18 protein-coding genes are annotated in these 18,354 nt (G+C 53.9%); 10 read left to right on the forward strand and 8 right to left on the reverse strand.

From position 1 onward, the window contains the following. Positions 1-55: 55 nt before the first annotated feature. From PHN51_02015 to crtI (PHN51_02025), 3 genes are read left to right on the forward strand one after another with little or no spacing between them, the layout of a single operon-like run. Positions 56-856, forward strand: a complete 801-nt coding sequence (locus PHN51_02015) for a carotenoid biosynthesis protein (GenBank protein ID MDD2817557.1) — start codon at positions 56-58, stop codon at positions 854-856. Next, positions 850-1,965 carry a glycosyltransferase family 2 protein gene (locus PHN51_02020; GenBank protein ID MDD2817558.1) on the forward strand — a complete coding sequence of 372 codons (1,116 nt, stop codon included), beginning with the start codon at positions 850-852 and terminating at the stop codon, positions 1,963-1,965. The genes PHN51_02015 and PHN51_02020 overlap by 7 nt, the downstream gene beginning before the upstream one ends. After that, positions 1,962-3,467 carry a phytoene desaturase family protein gene (gene crtI / locus PHN51_02025; GenBank protein ID MDD2817559.1) on the forward strand — a complete coding sequence of 502 codons (1,506 nt, stop codon included), beginning with the start codon at positions 1,962-1,964 and terminating at the stop codon, positions 3,465-3,467. The genes PHN51_02020 and crtI (PHN51_02025) overlap by 4 nt, the downstream gene beginning before the upstream one ends. Here crtI (PHN51_02025) and PHN51_02030 read toward each other — a convergent pair. Both PHN51_02030 and metF read right to left on the reverse strand, forming a co-directional pair. Further along, the gene (locus PHN51_02030) at positions 3,445-5,019 is read right to left on the reverse strand and encodes a potassium/proton antiporter (GenBank protein MDD2817560.1); all 1,575 of its coding nucleotides are present in this window, start codon (positions 5,017-5,019) and stop codon (positions 3,445-3,447) included. The two genes, crtI (PHN51_02025) and PHN51_02030, sit on opposite strands and share 23 nt — an antisense overlap. Positions 5,020-5,024: 5 nt before the next feature. After that, on the reverse strand, positions 5,025-5,921 hold the full coding sequence (gene metF, locus PHN51_02035; GenBank protein MDD2817561.1) for a methylenetetrahydrofolate reductase [NAD(P)H]: 897 nt from the start codon (positions 5,919-5,921) through the stop codon (positions 5,025-5,027). Between the two features lie 50 nt (positions 5,922-5,971). Here metF and PHN51_02040 point away from each other — a divergent pair, with 50 nt between their 5' ends. The 4 genes from PHN51_02040 to PHN51_02055 are packed head-to-tail and all read left to right on the forward strand — an operon-like array spanning position 5,972 to position 11,023. Next, positions 5,972-7,063, forward strand: a complete 1,092-nt coding sequence (locus PHN51_02040) for a polyprenyl synthetase family protein (protein MDD2817562.1) — start codon at positions 5,972-5,974, stop codon at positions 7,061-7,063. Beyond that, positions 7,063-8,580, forward strand: coding sequence for a phytoene desaturase family protein (crtI, locus tag PHN51_02045; GenBank protein ID MDD2817563.1), 1,518 nt, complete (start codon positions 7,063-7,065; stop codon positions 8,578-8,580). Before PHN51_02040 ends, crtI (PHN51_02045) begins: the two co-directional genes overlap by 1 nt. A 2-nt stretch (positions 8,581-8,582) precedes the next feature. Next, entirely contained in the window at positions 8,583-10,073 is a 1,491-nt protein-coding gene (mptB, locus tag PHN51_02050) for a polyprenol phosphomannose-dependent alpha 1,6 mannosyltransferase MptB (protein ID MDD2817564.1), read from the forward strand. After that, a complete protein-coding gene (locus PHN51_02055; GenBank protein MDD2817565.1) occupies positions 10,070-11,023 on the forward strand; it encodes a phytoene/squalene synthase family protein in 954 nt (317 codons plus the stop codon). The genes mptB and PHN51_02055 overlap by 4 nt, the downstream gene beginning before the upstream one ends. Here the strand turns inward: PHN51_02055 and PHN51_02060 are convergent. After that, positions 10,992-11,369 carry a hypothetical protein gene (locus PHN51_02060; protein ID MDD2817566.1) on the reverse strand — a complete coding sequence of 126 codons (378 nt, stop codon included), beginning with the start codon at positions 11,367-11,369 and terminating at the stop codon, positions 10,992-10,994. The genes PHN51_02055 and PHN51_02060 overlap by 32 nt on opposite strands. Next, a complete protein-coding gene (locus tag PHN51_02065) occupies positions 11,366-11,701 on the reverse strand; it encodes a lycopene cyclase domain-containing protein (protein ID MDD2817567.1) in 336 nt (111 codons plus the stop codon). Before PHN51_02065 ends, PHN51_02060 begins: the two co-directional genes overlap by 4 nt. Before the next feature lie 18 nt (positions 11,702-11,719). On the opposite strand from PHN51_02065, the gene PHN51_02070 reads away from it, so the two are divergent. Then, positions 11,720-12,286, forward strand: a complete 567-nt coding sequence (locus tag PHN51_02070; GenBank protein MDD2817568.1) for an ATP-binding protein — start codon at positions 11,720-11,722, stop codon at positions 12,284-12,286. A gap of 10 nt (positions 12,287-12,296) precedes the next feature. Continuing rightward, positions 12,297-14,171, forward strand: a complete 1,875-nt coding sequence (gene pknB / locus PHN51_02075; GenBank protein ID MDD2817569.1) for a Stk1 family PASTA domain-containing Ser/Thr kinase — start codon at positions 12,297-12,299, stop codon at positions 14,169-14,171. Here the strand turns inward: pknB and PHN51_02080 are convergent. From PHN51_02080 to PHN51_02095, 4 genes are all read right to left on the reverse strand, one after another. After that, positions 14,158-14,604 carry a methylated-DNA--[protein]-cysteine S-methyltransferase gene (locus tag PHN51_02080; protein MDD2817570.1) on the reverse strand — a complete coding sequence of 149 codons (447 nt, stop codon included), beginning with the start codon at positions 14,602-14,604 and terminating at the stop codon, positions 14,158-14,160. The two genes, pknB and PHN51_02080, sit on opposite strands and share 14 nt — an antisense overlap. 3 nt (positions 14,605-14,607) lie before the next feature. Continuing rightward, positions 14,608-15,957: a 3-deoxy-7-phosphoheptulonate synthase class II gene (locus PHN51_02085; protein ID MDD2817571.1), complete on the reverse strand. Its 1,350-nt coding sequence runs from the start codon at positions 15,955-15,957 to the stop codon at positions 14,608-14,610. 44 nt (positions 15,958-16,001) lie between these two features. Next, complete coding sequence (locus tag PHN51_02090; protein MDD2817572.1) at positions 16,002-17,027, reverse strand: 6-phosphofructokinase; 1,026 nt, start codon at positions 17,025-17,027, stop codon at positions 16,002-16,004. 86 nt (positions 17,028-17,113) lie between these two features. Then, positions 17,114-17,833, reverse strand: a complete 720-nt coding sequence (locus tag PHN51_02095) for a lysophospholipid acyltransferase family protein (protein ID MDD2817573.1) — start codon at positions 17,831-17,833, stop codon at positions 17,114-17,116. Positions 17,834-17,880: 47 nt separating this feature from the next. Here PHN51_02095 and PHN51_02100 point away from each other — a divergent pair, with 47 nt between their 5' ends. Then, positions 17,881-18,348 carry a hypothetical protein gene (locus tag PHN51_02100; protein ID MDD2817574.1) on the forward strand — a complete coding sequence of 156 codons (468 nt, stop codon included), beginning with the start codon at positions 17,881-17,883 and terminating at the stop codon, positions 18,346-18,348. Positions 18,349-18,354: the final 6 nt, after the last annotated feature.

The following is an 18,354-nucleotide window of genomic DNA, read 5'->3' on the forward strand; positions in this document are numbered from 1 at the left end:
TGCTAAGAATACTGACTCAGCTAGACCTTCAACGTCCCTCTCTAGAATGCTCACTATGAGTGTGCGGGTCTATACGGGAGGTCATGCCGATCGCGGCAGCAACTTGCCGCCTTGGGTCCCAAAGGTTCCTTGGATCCTGCTTGGCCTAGGCATCTTGGCGCAGATCCTGTGGGTACTTGTTGACGGAACCTTGCGTCAAGCCCTGACCATTATTTCGGTCTTGGCCTTTTTCTTTGCCTCAGCCATTCATGCTCGCCTAACCCGACGCACCAAATGGACTGCTCAATATTTGGGCATCACCTTAGGTTTGAGTTTCCTCATCGAGATCCTTGGCGTGCACACACAGTTTCCTTTCGGCGATTACGCATACACAGATGCGTTAGGGCCACAGCTCTTTGGCGTGCCAATCCTGATTCCACTTGCATGGGCATCGATGGCCTACCCCTGCTTGCTAGCAACGCAGCGCCTTTCCACCGATCCGCTGCTCACCACACTGATCGGTGGCGTCCTGTTTGCCTCATGGGATCTGTTCCTTGATCCACAAATGGTGAGCGAGGGTTACTGGACGTGGAGCAATGCTGGTTGGACCCTCCCTGGCATCGATGGCATTCCTTTACAGAATTTCCTTGGTTGGCTCCTCACCGCTTTCTTATTGATTGCACTCCTTGATCGACTGCCCCGTCGCGTCGCAAAAGACGGCGTTCCCGTGATCATGCTCAGTTGGGTCTACGCATCAAATGTGATGGCAGCGCTGGTGTTCTTTGGTCGCCCAGGGGTTGCACTCTGGGGCGCAATCGTGATGGGTGTGATCGTGATTCCCTGGTGGTGGCGAAGTTGGAGCCAACCGCAATGGTGATGAAACGCCTGACCACGATTGGTTCACTTTCCGCGATCGCAATTGCTGCGCACACTGCCGTTAATCTCAATGCTTTGCGCAAACCCAATGTGATTGCACCACCAATTGCAGAACGCGTCAGTGTGCTCATTCCTGCTCGCAACGAAGCAGGCAACATTCTTCGTGCAGTTTCAAGTGTGCTTACATCTCGCGGAGTCCCGGATCTTGAAGTGATCGTGCTCGATGACGGCTCAATCGACGACACCGCAGCGATCGTTTCCGCAATTGACGACCCGCGAGTGCGCCTGATTCCTGGTACTGAAGAACCACCTTCTGGATGGCTTGGAAAGCCATGGGCATGCAAGCGACTTTCTTTGCATGCCTCTGGTTCAGTGCTCGTGTTTATGGATGCCGATGTTGAACTTTCACCTGATGCCATTCGCGCAAGTGTTGGTGAACTTCGCGCACACAATTTCGCCATGGTCTCCCCCTACCCACTGCAAATCGCAGAGAGTTGGCTTGAGCGACTCGTGCAACCAATCGTTACGTGGTCGTGGTGCGCGTTCTTGCCTCTTGAATGGTCACAACGTTCAACTCGTCCTTCGCTTTCAGCAGCCAATGGTCAGTTCTTGGTGACTGATGCGGATGCTTACCAAGCGATTAATGGCCACAGCGCTGTTGCCGATGAAGTACTTGAAGACATTGCGTTAATGCGTGCACTGAAAAGTTCAGGTGAATTGACCTGCACCATGGATGGCTCAGCAATTGCGACCTGCCGCATGTATGCCAGCACTGACGAAGTCATTGATGGTTATGCCAAATCGTTATGGGCGGGCTTTGGCGGGCCAGCGGGTTCCATTGGAGTCAACCTTTTTCTTTTCGCTGCGTATGTGGTGCCACCCGTTGCTGCCATCAGCGCACGCTCATCACGCACGCGGGCTATGGGGACCATTGGTTACGCGGCGGGCGCCGCAAGTCGAGCAATCGTTGCCCATCGAACTGGTGCTCGCGTATGGCCAGACAGTGCAGCACACCCTGCATCCATCCTTGCGTTCAGCGCCCTGTCTGTTATCTCATGGTCACGCCATGTTCGTGGCACGAATTCATGGAAAGGCCGCGTCCTTTCATGAGTCGCATTGTTGTCATTGGCGCTGGTGTCGGAGGGCTTGCTGTTGCGGCACGCATTGCGGTCAAGGGCCATCAGGTCACCATTGTTGAACAAAGTTCACGCGTGGGCGGCAAACTGCACACCTATCGTCGTGATGGTTTTGCGTTCGATACTGGGCCTTCTTTATTCACACTCCCAGCGGTGTACCGCGATCTTTTTTTGAAAACCGGCAGCGCCCTAGAGGAGTGTGTAGACCTGCAACCCGTTGACCCAGGTTTTGGCTATCACTGGGCTGATGGCACTCATGCAGTGTTACCGGGAGTCGGTATTGGTCGCGCAGCCGATGCACTTGGCGATGCACTTGGTGGACAGGCTTCACACCAATGGCGAACACTGATGTCACGAGCAAGTGACATGTGGGCATTGACACGCGCCCCAGTACTCCAATCACCGCTTGAGGGACTGCGTAGCGCAGCTCGTTTAACGCGCAGCCTGAGTGATGTACGCACAATCGCTCCCTTCACTACTCTTCGCGGTTTAGGGAAAAAGTCGTTTTCTGATCCACGCCTGATAACCCTGCTTGATCGCTACGCCACCTACACCGGTAGCGATCCCCGACGTGCTCCAGCAGCTCTTGCCACAGTTCCTTTTGTCGAACAAACCTTTGGCGCCTGGCACATCGGTGGAGGTTTGGGCACCTTGGCGCCTGTACTGGCCGATCGCGCGCGCGAACGCGGTGTTGATATTCAACTTTCCACACAAGCCGCATCAATTGCACAACGAAACGGCCTAATCAGCGGTGTGGAGCTTGCAACAGGCGAATTCCTGGAAGCTGACATTGTCATTTCCGATGCCGATGCATCATCACTCTACGGTTCGTTACTCCCGGCAGACTCACGCGCAAAAAGTGCAATTCGCAACTTACAAAAATCAACGCCTTCCCTTGCGGGCTTTGTCATGCTCATTGCTGTTCGCGGGCGTACACCAAATATCCAACACCACAATGTGTGGTTCCCAGAAAATTACGATGCCGAGTTCGACGCCATCTTCGCTAAAGATCCGTACCCCGTTACTGATCCAACAATTTATGCATGCGTTCCCAATGATCCTTTGATGCGACCAGACCAGGATCACGAATCCTGGTTCATCTTGGTCAACGCTCCACGGCACAGCGCAACTGGCGAAGAAGGAACTATGAACTGGGATGCGCCAGGAGTTGCAGATAACTATGCAGATCAGATCCTGGCAACGTTGGCTGCACGCGGAACTGATTTACGATCCCGAATTGTGTGGCGGGAAACCTCAACGCCAGCAGATCTTGAACGAGACAGTGGAGCTCCAGGGGGGTCCATTTATGGAACAGCCAGTCATGGCTCACTTTCCACCTTCAAGCGACCAACGAATCAATCCCCTATTCCCGGACTTTTTCTCGTGGGTGGATCAGCGCATCCAGGCGGCGGATTACCACTTGTTGGCATGGGGGCCGAATTAACGGCCGACCTTATTGGTCGCGCAAAAAAATAGCTTTGGATTTATTCGCTACAGCGCGAGGCCATGATGCTTTATCTTTTTTTGCTTTCCTTACTTCGGGCTCATGTAGCCACATTGCTAACTTTCCGTCCTTGGCAACAACGCGTAACCGTTCTTCAGTAGCTATTCGTACCTCGCCGGGGCACACCACGAGCACTTGATCATTGGCCCGCAATCTCGAGTTGTCGTCAATGGTCATCGGTTCAGCATCACGAACGATAAGCGAAACCACTGCACCTTTCGGTAGTCGTAATTCAGTTATGAACACACCCACGAGTCCGGAACCTCGAGGTACATCCAGTGCGAGCACCACAGCGTTCATGGCATCAAGCGGTGCACTTTCAAGATCAAGTTCAAATGCTTCGTCGGGAAGCTCAAGTCGCAACTTGCGCGCCAACCATGGCAGTAACGGTGTTTGCACAAGGAGTAACACAAGAACCACAATCAACGTCGCATCAAAGACCTGTTCTGATCCCACGACTGCGAGTCCGAGCGGAATTGCCGCAAACACAATTGGCACTGCGCCACGCAATCCAGCCACACCAACAAAAATTCGTTCTCGAATTCCCCAGCGAAATGGCGTCAGTGAAACGAATGACGCCAATGGGCGACCAATAATCACAAGCGCCAACCCAGCAATCGCAGCAATACCAATAGCAGCAGGTAGACGATGGACATCGGCGAGCAATCCAAGCATGACGAACAGACCAATTTCCGAAATCCAGGCAAGGCCGTCAGCAAAACCAATGATCGAACGTCGATGCGGAAGCCTTGCGGCCGAACCCACGAAGACTGCTGCTACGTATACCGCCATAAACCCAGATACGTGCATAAAATCAGCGAAGGCATAGGCGGCGATCAACATGGCCAACGCGGCGATTGGATATAGGCCAACGGCAGGAAGTGCTAAGCGGCGCAATGCCCATCGTGATGCGTAGCCAGCGGCTACGCCAACAAGAGCACCGCCCACAAGTTCAACGACTATGGTCAACGCAATAGATGACCATGACGAAGTTTCGAATGCTCCACTTGCAATGATGCTCACTAACACCACAACTGGCGCGTCGTTAAAGCCAGCTTCACCTTCAAGGACCGTGCGCAAGCGTGGCGACAACTTCAATTTACGAAGTACCGAAAACACTGCTGCGGCATCTGTTGCAGCTAACACAGTGGCCAATAGCAATGCGTTATGCGAACTCATGTCTGTGAAGGCAATCAGGGGAACAGCGACAACCGCGATGCTGGCAAATACTCCGACAGTTGCCAGCGTGATTGCAGGCCACAGCACTGGGCGAAGTTCTGAAACCCGAGTGGTGAGTCCGCCTTGTGCCAGAATCAAAATCAAAGCCACATAACCGAGCACTGCCGCGAGTTCTGCATTTTGAAAATTGAGTTGATCAACGAAGGTGCCGAGGAATAGACCTAGCCCTAAGTAGAGCAACAGGCCAGGTACGCCAAGTTTTCCGGCGAATCTCACTCCAAGAATGGAGATCAGAACAATGACTGCACCAACAAGTAATGCTGGAGCGAGGGATTCCAGCGTCACGACTGTTACCTCGACCCTAGACCTAGAGCCTCATACACCTGAACTGTCGATGTTGATCGATTCAGAGTGTAAAAATGCAATCCAGGTGCGCCCATATCGAGTAATTCATTCGACATATCAACGGCGATTTCAACACCAAGCTTGCGCACGGCATCGTCATCGTCCTTCACTTGCTCAAAGCGCTTGGCAAGCTCGGAAGGAAATGCCGCACCCGAGAGTTCGGCAAAGCGAGAAATCTGCGCGACATTTGTAACTGGCATAAGGCCAGGAATGATTGGCATCGTGACGCCGTGAGCTGATGCCCGTTCCACAAGATCCGCGTAATCACGTGATCGGAAAAAGAATTGAGTCACCGCAAATTGCGCACCTGCATCCTGCTTGGCAGCAAGAACTCGTGCATCGGTATCAAGGTCGGGCGAGGAAGGGTGCCCTTCTGGGAACGCCGCTACACCCACAGTGAAATTGCCCAGATCCTTGATGAGCGCCACAAGTTCATCGGCATGCTGTAGGCCATCTGCGTGCGGAGTCCATTGTGCAGTTGGGCCACCTGGCGGATCTCCTCGCAAAGCAAGGATGGTGTGAATGCCTGCCGCGGCGTACTCCCCGATAACTCCCCGGAGTTCTTCTCGGCTTGCACCCACACAGGTCAGGTGCGCCACCGGAATCATCGAGGTCTGTTCAGCGATTTCAGCCGTGATTCGCACTGTGCGGTCTCTGGTGGAACCGCCAGCACCATAAGTGACCGAAACAAAGGTGGGGTTGAGGCGCTCGAGGTCACGCACAGTGCGCCATAGAGCCTGTTCACCCTCATCCGTTTTAGGCGGAAAGAGTTCAAAAGAAAATGAGCGCCCGCCCGTGGCTAATAGCTGGGCCAGATTGGCTCCGACGGCGCTTTGGGTCATTTGTTAATCCTAAGGGTCACCTAAGTTCAGGACGGTTTAGGCTCAAGGGCGTGACCCAGACAATCCCTCCAGTCATGGACCCTGCTGCCTTTCGCGCCGGAGTTCAACAGGTCGTGGATCGGGTCATTACTCATGAATCAGCAAACCTGGCAACGATCAGCCCTGCGTTGGCGCCACTCATGGATTCGCTCACAGCTTTGATGGGTGGCGGAAAACGACTACGCCCTGCGTTTTGCTATTGGGGTTGGCGCGCGGCAGCAAGTGACCAGGACCTCGCTGCGCTTCACGATGCAGCACTGGATGCATCTGTTGGCTTGGAATTCTTGCAAGCATGCGCATTGATTCATGACGATGTCATGGACGGGTCTGACACTCGCCGCGGATTACCTGCCGCCCATCGCGTCTTCGAAACCATGCACGCCTCAGACAATTGGGTCGGTTCATCACCCATGTTTGGTATTGGTGCCGCCATTTTGCTCGGCGATCTGTGTTTGTCATGGGCCGACCAAGTCTTTCTTGCCTCCCCGATGCCAAAAGCCGCGCTCGAAAGAGCAAAACCACTGTTTGACATTATGCGTACCGAGTTGATGGCAGGTCAGTACTTGGACCTACTCGAACAAGCCCGTTCAAACACTTCGCTTGATCGCGCAAGAACGGTAGTTCGTTACAAATCAGCGAAGTACACGATTGAACGTCCACTTCACCTTGGCGGCGCACTTGCAGGTGCAAGCGAATCCGTCATGCGGTCTTACAGCGATTACGGGCTCGCCCTTGGTGAGGCTTTCCAATTGCGTGACGACATCCTTGGCGTCTTTGGTGATCCGGCCGAAACGGGTAAACCTGCAGGTGACGATATTCGTGAGGGCAAGCGCACAGTCATGGTCGCCTTGGCATTCGCATCTGCGAGTAGCGCAGAGCAAGCAGTGCTTACTTCCCTACTCGGCAAGCAAGACCTCACTTCCCACGATGTTGCAACGGTTCGAGAAATTTTGACCTCTTCCGGGGCACTGAGTGCAACTGAACATCTCATTGAAGCCGGCATTGCGGCTTCATACGCGGCTTTGGAAACAGCAGCGATTTCCACAGAAGGCCGCTCTGCTTTAGCGGATTTGATTGAAGCATCTACACGTCGGGCGGCCTAATGAAACTCAATCCCTTCACTCCCATCCAGCAAGTCAACGGACCAACCGATGAAGTGGTCATTGTTGGAGCTGGCCTTGGCGGCTTAAGCGCTGCAATGCATTTAGCAGCTGCTGGGCGCAAGGTCACGGTGTTGGAACGCGAAGCGATTCCTGGCGGGCGCGCTGGTCGCTTGAGCGTTCCTACTGCTGATGGCTCATACGAGTTCGACACTGGGCCAACCGTGCTCACAATGCCCGACCTCATTGCTGATTGCTTCAACGCACTTGGTGAAAACATGAATGACTGGCTCACACTTGAACCAGTAAAGCCGCTCTATCGCTCCTTCTATCCAGATGGCTCAGTACTTGACGTGCACTCAAATACAGATGAGATGACGCAGGAAATCAACAACGTCATCGGGCCTCAGGAGGCCGAGGGCTATCGTCGTTACGTTGAATTTGTTACTGAGCTGTACAAGTACGAAATGAAAGATTTCATCGATCGAAACATCGACTCTCCACTTGATTTACTCACAACCAACCTTGCACGCCTTGCCGCCATTGGCGGATTCCGTCGTCTGGCACCAAAGGTTGAGGAATACCTCAAGGATCCACGCACACAACGCGTATTCTCATTCCAATCGATGTATGCAGGACTTTCACCATACGACGCTCTTGCAATTTACGCAGTGATTGCATACATGGATTCAGTTGCTGGAGTGTTCGCCCCCAAGGGCGGCATGCATGCAGTACCTAAGGCCATGGCACAAGCCGCACAAGCCCATGGCGTGACATTTCGATACAACGTTGAAGTCACCGAAGTTGAGCGCGTCGGCAATCGCGCAACTGCTGTGATTACCTCAGAAGGCGAACGCATTCCGGCTGATGTCGTCGTGTTAAATCCCGATGTCCCCGTTGCCTTTCGCGATCTTCTTGGCATCGAGCCGTGGTCCATCCGTCGCTTGAAGTACTCCCCCTCTTGCTTCCTCTTCTTAGCTGGCTCCTCTGCCCATTACAACTCCATCGCTCATCACAACATTCACTTCGGGAAGAAGTGGAAGGGCGTATTTGACGACATCATTCGTGATCGCAAGTTGATGTCTGACCCAAGCTTGCTCGTCACAAACCCAACGTTCTCTGACAAGTCACTGGCACCAGATGGCAAAGAGGTCTACTACGTCTTGTTCCCCACACCAAACCTTGATGCAGATATTGATTGGGTCAAAGAAGGCCCGCGCTATCGCGATGAAGTTTGCCGAGTGCTTGAAGAACGCGGCTATCGAGATTTCACCAACGCAATTGAAGTCGAGAACATCACTACCCCACTTGATTGGCAAGCGCGAGGGATGGAACGCGGCGCACCGTTCGCCTCGTCACATACCTTTGGACAGACCGGACCATTTCGCCCCGGCAATCTGTGGGGCCAAAACGTCGTATTCACTGGTTCAGGAACACGCCCTGGAGTTGGTGTACCGATGGTGTTGATCTCTGGACGCTTAGCTGCCGAGCGCATCACTGGGCCACGAGCGCGGCAATAAGAATGTCTAATCCCGCAAGCTTGCCTACCGCGCATCTCCTGCTGCGCCATGGACTGCCTGGCTTCATCGGGACTTCATGCATTGCCGTTGGCGCCTTGGGAGTTGGCTGGCTTCCGGGAACTACTGACCTGCTGGCCAATCCGATCGTTGATGCACTTCGGGGAACCACATCAGGATCACTTCTCGCACGAAGCTTGGTACTCATCGGTGTTGCCGTGTTACTTCAAGCATGGCTACTCATCGGATCTGATCTTTTCCATCAAGACGCCTGGCCAGTTCGAAAGTTGCAATGGGTCCTGTTGATGTGGATCGTGCCGCTTGTCGCCGCACCGCCATTATTTAGCCGCGATGTGTACTCCTATTACGCACAAGGTCGACTCTTTGAGACGGGAGCCGATCCCACAACAACGGGTGTAGGAAATTTGCCAGGTTGGTTTGATATCGGCGCAGATCCAATGTGGACAGAATCGCCGACACCGTACGGTCCCAGTTTCTTGATGATCGAACGAACAATTTCTTCGATTGCTCATCCCAATGCATATCTCGCAGGAATCCTGTTCCGTCTGGCCTCCTTGGTTGGCGTGGCACTCATGGCTATCTACCTGCCAAAGTTGGCAAAGGCCTATGGCATTGAAGGCTCCACTGCATTGTGGTTAGGAGTGCTCAATCCACTCGTTCTTATGCACTTTGTCTCAGGTGCACATAACGACGCGATCATGGTTGGTCTCATCGTGTTGGCCTTGTACTTAGGCACCTGCCAACAATGTTTATGGAGCGCCGCATTAATTGGTTTCGCAGCAACTGTGAAACCAATTGGTTTGTTGGCTTTGCCATTTGTGGGCTTGCAGTTCGCCGGCATTGGAGCCAGTTGGGGCAAGAAGATTCAAGCTTGGCTGCTGACCGGCCTTGCTGCCTTCATCGCAATTATTTGCGTGTACCTCGTTGTTGGCTCTGGCTACGGCGTAGTCTCAGCCGCGTTCGGCACACCAGGAAGTGTGCTGACCTGGCTGTCGCCCACCACTGCTATCGGCCAAATCATCGGAGGTGTCACAACCTTCTTGGGCTTTACCCCAGATGCCTATGGCGTGATTGACGTAATGCATTCAATTGGAACTGTCGCATCATTGGCCATCATCATTTGGTTGATCCTGACATCGGATCGAAGAACGCCGCTGCGTGGGGTTGCCTTGGCATTTGGGGTGTTGGTGCTCCTTGGTCCCGTGGTTCATCCTTGGTATGTGCTGTGGGCACTACCACTGTTCGCCGCAGCGGGCTTAAGTTTGCGTGAACGCAGAATCGCAGTGCTCCTCACCATCGTGTTGATAGTGCACGGCATAGTCGAAGCCAGTACTGCATCAGATAATGTATGGGATTGGTCGGATCTCATTGCATTCGTGATTGCCCTCGCGATTGTCTGCATTGTGAGTTTGGCGAGCCCACGCGAACGTCAACTGGTATTGAATGCTGGTTCAAGGGAAGTAAGTAACGCATGAGCATCCGAGAACTTAATGCTGCCGGCATCACTGATCCGATGGTTCGGATGTCGTATTTGCGTTGCAAAGCGCTCAATAAGCAATACGGAAAAACCTATTATTTGGCTACATTATTGCTACCTGCATCGAAGCGTCCCTTTGTTCACGCGCTTTATGGTCTTGCGCGCTATGCCGATGAAATTGTCGATGACATGCAGTCTGGGAAAACAGATAGCGAGCGCGCTGCTTGGCTTAGAGATTGGGCAGCGTCATTTTTCGCTGACCTTGATCGCGGATTCTCAGAGGATCCGATCTGTCGAGCGGTGGTAGACACCGCAGTCCGCTGGGAAATTCCACGGGAATATTTCGAAGCGTTCTTCACATCGATGACTATGGATCTCACTGTCACCGAATATGAGACTTTCGATGATTTGTTTACGTACGTGTACGGATCAGCAGCAGTTATCGGTCTGCAGGTCGTACCAATTTTGGAGCCATCGGAACAAGCAGCCTTCACCTATGCCCAAGATCTGGGTATTGCCTTCCAGCTAGCAAACTTCATCCGCGATATTGGCGAAGACCTTGATCGTGGCCGCGTCTATCTCCCGCTCGCTGAACTCAAGGAATATGGAGTAACTCGCGCGGATCTCGAACAACGCCTCATGACTCCAGCCTTGCGTAGAGCGCTCCAGTTTCAGATTGCTCGTGCGCGAGCGCTCGAAGAAGAATCGAAAATTGGGATCTCCATGCTGCATCCCGCAGCTCAGCCCTGTATTGAAGCTGCAAGAATCCTGTATTGCGGCATCGTAGATGAAGTTGAACGCATCGATTATGAAGTCTTCACGAAACGAGCAACAGTTCCCATGCGCCGCCGATTGGGAATTGCAATTCCCGCGTGGTTCAGGGCACGAAAGGCTCGCCGTGAATTCGGCCCTGGTGCTATTTGCGCCAGCGAGGTGGTCCCGCGCTAGGCCTTCTTTGTATTCCAATGCGCCCCAACCAGACCCACATCACTAACGTCAACAGCACAAGCGCAAAGCCAAACAGTAAATCTTCCAGCGGCGCAAAGACCACTCGCCCATCACCAAGAAACGGCGGCGGGCCATCGACCGGTGTTGATGAACCGATGATTGCGTCCCCTGAATAGCGAACGATGCGAAAACCAGTCAGCACGCCATTGGTCATGAGTTGGAAAATGAAAATGATTGAGTACGAAACCCAGAACACTCGCCGAGTGACGAGTTTGGTGCGAAAACCAAAGAGATCAACCAATACAGCAACGATCACTGCAACAATTCCAAGCTGGGTGTAGGTCATGAGTCGCCCTCATCTCCTACAGACCAACCACGTACCGAACGCACTGCTTCAAGTGTTAAAACTGAAGCCAGCGGCACCACAATGAAGAATAAAACTTCATCAATAGGGACTCCACCTATTACCTGCCAGCCAAGTAACCGGTCAAGATCAAAGAACCAGTGACCTTGGGAAATGGCATACGCATCCCAAGCAAGAAAGAGCACGAGGCCAGGAATGATGCAGAGGAGAAAACGCCATCCGCGTTGCAACACATGCGTACGCAGAAAGAATTCCAACCATCCGCTGCCCAACACAATGCAGACCAGAACGCCTACATAAGCAAGGTGTGACATGAGCACTACTCTCGCATAGTGGGAATACAACTGTGCATTGCTGTGTTGGGTGGCGAATCCACGGGTAAAACCACCTTGGCCCATGCCTTGGCAGCAGGTACCAATGGCATTGTGGTCACTGAAGCCTTACGTAACTTTGTTGAGGAGCATGGCCGCACACCAGAGCAAAGTGAACAACGAGAAATCATGCAAGTCCAGCGTGATCGCGAGATTCATGCCATAACCGACAATCCCTCTGCCACGATCCTGTGCGACCCAGCGACCACCATGACATCGATTTACAGCCAGCTCTATTTCCAAGACTCCTCACTTCACGATCTGGCATTGGAATACGCCTCCCATTACGACGCCCTTCTGTGGTGCCGCCCTGATATCCCCTGGGTTGCCGAAGCTGGCCAACACGATGGTCCGCAATTTCGTCAGGCCGCAGATCAACTCATCGCCCACATGATTACTGAACTTGAGCGCGTCACCACCGTCCTGGAAATCACTGGCACTGATGGCCGAATTGCACTGGCACGGGAATTACTTGGAGCCCGCTTCAGCAGCGTGTGGCAGCAGGCACAGGCACACTCGTCGACCTAGACTGGCCCAAATGGATCTGCAACCTGATGCACTCGTCGGCCAAATGGTCGATGGACGCTATTTGGTGCAGGCAAAACTTGCTCGCGGCGGCATGGCAACGGTCTATGAAGCCCTCGACGTTCGCCTGGATCGCATCGTTGCGCTCAAGGTCATGCACCGCCACCTTGCCGATGACCCTGATTTTGTCGCTCGCTTTCAGCGTGAAGCTCGCGCCGCTGCACGCCTGGCTCACCCGCACGTGGTTGGGGTCTTCGACCAAGGTTCAGCCGATGGTCTGATCTATCTGGCGATGGAATATGTACCAGGCCGAACCTTGCGCGACATCATGCGCGACTTTGGGCCACTCACTCCTGAGCAAGCGCTCGTGATGTTGGATCCCATCCTTGAAGGCCTCGCTGCGGCCCACGCCGCTGGATTTGTGCACCGAGATATCAAGCCGGAAAACGTCTTAGTTTCTGACGATGGCCTGGTGAAGGTTGCGGACTTTGGACTAGCTCGCGCGGTCGCAACATCAAACACCAGTGCAACCCAAGGCGTCCTCATCGGCACCGTTGCCTATCTTTCGCCTGAGCAAGTAGAACGCGGTGATGCGGACGAACGCTCGGATATTTATGCAGCCGGCATCCTGCTCTATGAAATGGTGACGGGACAGGTGCCACATGCAGGCGAAAGTCCTCTGTCCATCGCTTACCAACATGTGAATCAGGATGTTTCACCGCCGTCCGCCATCAAGTCCGATATTCCAGCCGATGTTGATGCGCTGGTCATCACCGCAACCCGTCGCAATGCCGGACAGCGCTACCAGCACACAGCAGATTTCTTGAGCGATGTTCGACGTGTGCGCAATGTATTGCCAACCCCTCGCCCGTTTGCTGACACTCGAACCACGTTGGTTGTTGATGCAAGCACAAATGCGCGTCTGGCTGCCGGTGGCGGCGCATCATCACCGACAACTCCCTCGAATCCAGGTGGGCTGTTTGCCCAACGTCCACAGCGCGCTTCACGTCGAGTCATTGCAGCAGTCATTGCCATCGGCGCCATCGTCGTGGCGATTTTGGCGGGCTGGTTTGTGGCAAATTCGCTCGGAAGCAAAGTCCCTACACCCAATGTCGTCGGACAGACTGTCCAAGCGGCTCGCGTAACGCTGGCTACCAGCGGGTTGTCCCTTGAAATCGCCAGCGAACAGTTCAGCGAAACCACGCCAGCCAACATCGTGCTCTCCACCGATCCGGCCGCTGGTGACGGAGCTAAAGAAAACAGTGCAGTTGCTGCCACAGTTTCCAAAGGACCTGAGCGTTACACCGTTCCCGATGTCCATGGAAAATCAATTGCTGCTGCAACTACCGCCCTCAGTGGATTGCCAGTCACCATTGGCACTCAAACACAAGCCTTCGATAACACCGCACCCGTGGGCACCGTTGCCGGGACAGATCCTGCGGCTGGCACAAGCGTCAAACGCGACACGGTGATCAACCTGTTGATTTCAAAGGGGCCGCAACCAGTTGCAGTTCCCGATGTTGTCGGCAAGAAACTCGCTGGAGCAACTGCTGAACTGACGGCACTTGGATTAGACACAACGGTTACGCGTAACTATTCAGAAACTGAACCAAAAGGCCGAGTGCTTTCGATCACGCCAACTGCGGGCACCACCGTTAACTCAGGCACAAGTGTGCAACTGCTTGTCTCTGACGGTCCACCACCAGTCGTGGTACCAAAATTGATCGACATGCGTCGAAGTGAAGCTGTTGCTGCCTTACGCAAACTGGGACTCAAGGCCAAAGTTATTGCCGGACAGGCAACACCACTCAATCGCGTATATTCACAAAACCCTGCTGCCGGCACTGAAGTCCCCAAGGGCAGTACCGTCACTATCAGCGTGATTTAGCTTCAAACTCCAGCAAGTCTTGTTTGAGGTCCAAACCAAATTGATATCCACCAATGCCATTGCTGGCGACTACTCGATGGCACGGAACGAACAAGGCGATTTGATTACTGCCGCAGGTAGTTCCTGCTGCACGAGCAGCTCCAGGTGATCCTGCATCTATGGCTAATTCACCGTATGTCGCTACTTCACCAGCTGGAATCTCGCGCATGGACTCCCAGACCCGTTGCCGAAAGGGCGAACCTGGCTGTTGCACCGCAATGGTCGTTAAAAGGTCAACTTCCCCTTCGAGATAACGCTGGAGGACTTCGCTGATCTGGGATGGAACTCCATTACGTACTCCCGCGATCCTGTCAAACGTGCCACGGACAACAATGCCATCGACTACAACCACGGTGAATGGTCGATCGAATACCTCAAAGGTTTCGATCTGCATACGTTACTTCTGCAACAGCATGTCGGCTACGAGAAACGCGAGCTCGAGGCTTTGTTCACGGTTCAAGCGCGGATCGCACGCTGTTTCGTAACGCTCACCAAGGCCGGTTTCCAAAACTCCGCCAGTACCGCCAACGCATTCTGTGACGTCATCACCAGTGAGTTCGATATGTAAGCCACCAGGGTGCGAACCGATTGCGCGGTGCACTTCAAAGAAGCCCTTGACTTCATCGATGATGTCATCGAAGGAACGAGTTTTGTGACCTGAGGCCGCTTCCCGAGTGTTGCCGTGCATTGGATCGCAGACCCACACCACTGGAATGCCACTGTCTTCAACCTTTTGCACAATCGCTGGCAAGGTTCCACGGATCTTTCCAGCACCCATGCGAATGATGAAAGTCAATCGACCAGGCACCCGATCAGGGTTCAAGCGCTGTGCAATTTCCAAAACTTCCTCTGGAGTTGCGGTAGGCCCGACCTTGACGCCGACAGGGTTATGAATGGTCTCTGCGAACTGCACGTGCGCTGCATCGAGTTGACGTGTGCGCTCACCGATCCAAACAAAGTGACCTGATACGTCATATGGGTAACCGGTACGTGAATCAATACGTGTCAACGCACGTTCATAATCAATCGAAAGAGCTTCATGAGCTGCGTAAAACTCAACGCGCTGGAACTCATCAGGGTTAGCGCCACAGGCATGCATGAATGCAAGCGCCCGATCAATATCTGCAGCCATTGCCTCGTAGCGCTCCCCTGCTTGGGAGTCGCGTACGAAATCTTGGTTCCAGGAGTGCACCTGGCGAAGGTCTGCGTAACCACCTTGGGTGAATGCACGCACCAAGTTGAGCGCAGCACTGGATGCGTTGTAGGCGCGGACCAAATTTTGCGCATCTGGACGACGCCCAGCTTCGTCGAACTCAATTGAGTTCACCGCATCGCCAAAGTACGAGTACAACTCAACGCCTTCGCGAGTTTCCATGGGCTTACTGCGTGGCTTGAAGTACTGACCAGCCATGCGACCCATTTTGACTACAGGCATTGATGCGGCGTAGGTCAAAATGACCGACATCTGCAGCACAGTTTGCAAGCGGGCACGAATGGAATTGGCGGTATTGGCTTCGAAAGTCTCAGCACAATCGCCACCCATGAGCACAAAGGCATTACCGAGCGCTGCTGCAGACAACCGATCAAGCAGTTGATCGCACTCACCAGCGAATACCAATGGCGGCAACACGCTGAGTTCGGCAACGGCCGCAGCTAATTCAGCCGCATCTGGCCAAGGCGGCTGCTGATACGCAGGCAAATCCGGCCACTGCAATGCCGAAGAAACCTGTGAATTGGGAGCCGTCATGGTGGTAAGGGTATTGCAGGTACGCCGCTGCGAAATCCTCGGGATTACCCGAAGAACGCTGACGCTTCCACATAACGCTCAAGTGGCACGGTCTTCAGGACGCCCGTTGCAGCCTCAAGAGGAACACGAACAATGTCGGTGCCCGATAGAGCGACCATCTTGCCCCAGTCGCCATCCTTGACCGCTTCAATTGCATTCAGGCCAAAGCGAGTAGCCAATACGCGGTCAAACGGCGTTGGCGTGCCACCACGCTGAATGTGACCAAGCACCGTGGTGCGAGCTTCATGACCAGTGCGAGCTTCGATCTCAGTTGCTAGCCATTCGCCAATGCCTGAGAGCTTGACGTGGCCAAACGCATCAAGGGTCTGGTCCTTGGTGACCAAGTCTCCACCAATTGGCAATGCGCCTTCAGAAACACAAATGATTGGTGCATAACTGGCCTTGAATCGTGACTCAACCCAGCCCACGACTTCGTCCATATCGAACGGAACTTCTGGGATCAAGATGCCATTGGCGCCGCCGGCCATGCCTGCGTGCAACGCAATCCATCCAGCATGGCGCCCCATGACTTCACAAATCAAAATGCGGTGATGTGATTCCGCCGTGGTGTGCAATCGGTCAATGGCTTCGGTTGCAATAGTGACCGCGGTATCAAAGCCGAAGGTGTAGTCCGTGGCGCTGAGATCGTTATCGATGGTCTTCGGTACACCCACCACGTGGAAACCGTGTTCGGTGAGTTTGGTGGCAACACCGAGGGTGTCTTCGCCACCAATGGCGATCAATGCGTCAATGCCCATTTCTTTGAGGTTCTTCTCAATGCGCTCGATGCCACCTTCAACCTTGATCGGGTTGGTACGTGATGAGCCAAGGATCGTGCCTCCTCGCGGCAAGATGCCGCGCACTGCTGCGATATCCAACGGCATGGTGACACCTTCGAGGGGACCACGCCATCCATCGCGGAAACCCACGAATTCATAGCCATAGTCAGTAACGCCTCGGCGAACCGCTCCGCGGATCACAGCATTCAAACCTGGGCAGTCGCCTCCGCCAGTGAGGACTCCAACGCGCATGAGGTGCTCCCTTCGCCGGCCAAACCGACCGGGCAATGTAACCGCTGTCACAGACAACCGTACACGACTCTTCAAGGGTTATCTAGTTAGTCGTCTTGGGACCCAACATTGGATGCATCTGCAGGCAGACCCCGTGCGATGAGCTCCTTAGCCTTGGTGGCATAGATATCGACGTACTGCTGCCCTGAAAGGGTTTGCACTGCGTACATCACCTCATCAGTGACCGAGCGAAGAATGAAGCGATCTTCTTCTTGCCCGTAATACCGGCTGAAGTCCATCGGCGCACCGATCCGGATACCAACGCGCCCCAGGCTTGGCTTGATAGCCCCCGGTGGCTGAATCTCGTAGGTATTAATCATTGCGACCGCAACGATAGGAACCTGTGATTCCAAGGACATGCGTGCCACACCTGTACGACCACGAAACAACGTGCCATTGGGTGAACGAGTGCCTTCTGGGTAAATGCCCAGCAAACCACCGCCCCGCAAAATTCGCTGTGCTGTACGCAAAGCGGCCTCGCTTGCCCGCCCACCTGATCGGTCGATTGGAACCTGCCCCACCCCGGCGAAGAAGGATTTGGTCAACCACCCCTTGATGCCCTTGCCAGTGAAGTACTCACTCTTGGCAAGGAAGGCGATATGGCGAGGAACTACAAGGGGTAAGAAAAAAGAGTCCGAAAACGATACGTGATTGCTGACCATGATGGCGGCGTCTTCTTTGGGCACATTTTCAAGGCCTTCAACCCAAGGGCGAAACAAAATGCGCAGCCAAGGTCCAATGATCAAGTACTTAAAGAACCAGTACATCACCGACAACCACTCCTACCAACGCTTCAGGGGCCGTTGCCCTTGAAGTGGCAGACTATCGCCATGAACGTTCAGTTCGGCAGTCATCCGTGAGCACGAACTCCGGCGTGCCCGACGAGCAGGCAGCATGGGCCGCGATCGTTGCCGATCTTTCCCAAGATCCTCATTTAGTGCGCCATACCTTCATCACGCCTCCCGCCACGCCCGTTGAACCCGTGCCCGAACACGAGACGGACTCAGACGATGTCTTTATCGAAGCACTGCTCGATGACACTCATGAAGAATTCCAAGCTCCCGATCCAGGTCCACTCGCACTCCCCTCACATCCAATCGCGCGATTTGCTTGGGCAGGCGCACTCGGTGGACCCGTGATGTTGTTGCTGTCGAACATCTTTGGCTGGGGAAAATTTATTTCAGGTATTGCGGTGGCCGCATCAGCCATTGGCTTTGTCACCTTGATTGCTCGCCATTCAGATGAACGCAAGGACGACGACGATAACGGAGCCGTCGTCTAGGTCGAC

It is taken from the genome of Candidatus Nanopelagicales bacterium (genome assembly GCA_028687755.1).
Lineage (GTDB): Bacteria > Actinomycetota > Actinomycetes > S36-B12 > S36-B12 > UBA11398.

Excerpts from the sequence above, each read along its gene's own strand:
- PHN51_02015 (MDD2817557.1), top strand. The coding sequence starts at position 56 with ATGAGTGTGCGGGTCTATACGGGAGGTCATGCCGATCGCGGCAGCAAC.
- PHN51_02020 (MDD2817558.1), top strand. The coding sequence starts at position 850 with ATGGTGATGAAACGCCTGACCACGATTGGTTCACTTTCCGCGATCGCA.
- crtI (MDD2817559.1), top strand. The coding sequence starts at position 1,962 with ATGAGTCGCATTGTTGTCATTGGCGCTGGTGTCGGAGGGCTTGCTGTT.
- metF (MDD2817561.1), bottom strand. The coding sequence starts at position 5,921 with ATGACCCAAAGCGCCGTCGGAGCCAATCTGGCCCAGCTATTAGCCACG.
- crtI (MDD2817563.1), top strand. The coding sequence starts at position 7,063 with ATGAAACTCAATCCCTTCACTCCCATCCAGCAAGTCAACGGACCAACC.
- mptB (MDD2817564.1), top strand. The coding sequence starts at position 8,583 with ATGTCTAATCCCGCAAGCTTGCCTACCGCGCATCTCCTGCTGCGCCAT.
- PHN51_02055 (MDD2817565.1), top strand. The coding sequence starts at position 10,070 with ATGAGCATCCGAGAACTTAATGCTGCCGGCATCACTGATCCGATGGTT.
- PHN51_02060 (MDD2817566.1), bottom strand. The coding sequence starts at position 11,369 with ATGACCTACACCCAGCTTGGAATTGTTGCAGTGATCGTTGCTGTATTG.
- PHN51_02065 (MDD2817567.1), bottom strand. The coding sequence starts at position 11,701 with ATGTCACACCTTGCTTATGTAGGCGTTCTGGTCTGCATTGTGTTGGGC.
- pknB (MDD2817569.1), top strand. The coding sequence starts at position 12,297 with ATGGATCTGCAACCTGATGCACTCGTCGGCCAAATGGTCGATGGACGC.
- PHN51_02080 (MDD2817570.1), bottom strand. The coding sequence starts at position 14,604 with ATGCAGATCGAAACCTTTGAGGTATTCGATCGACCATTCACCGTGGTT.
- PHN51_02085 (MDD2817571.1), bottom strand. The coding sequence starts at position 15,957 with ATGACGGCTCCCAATTCACAGGTTTCTTCGGCATTGCAGTGGCCGGAT.
- PHN51_02090 (MDD2817572.1), bottom strand. The coding sequence starts at position 17,027 with ATGCGCGTTGGAGTCCTCACTGGCGGAGGCGACTGCCCAGGTTTGAAT.
- PHN51_02095 (MDD2817573.1), bottom strand. The coding sequence starts at position 17,833 with ATGTACTGGTTCTTTAAGTACTTGATCATTGGACCTTGGCTGCGCATT.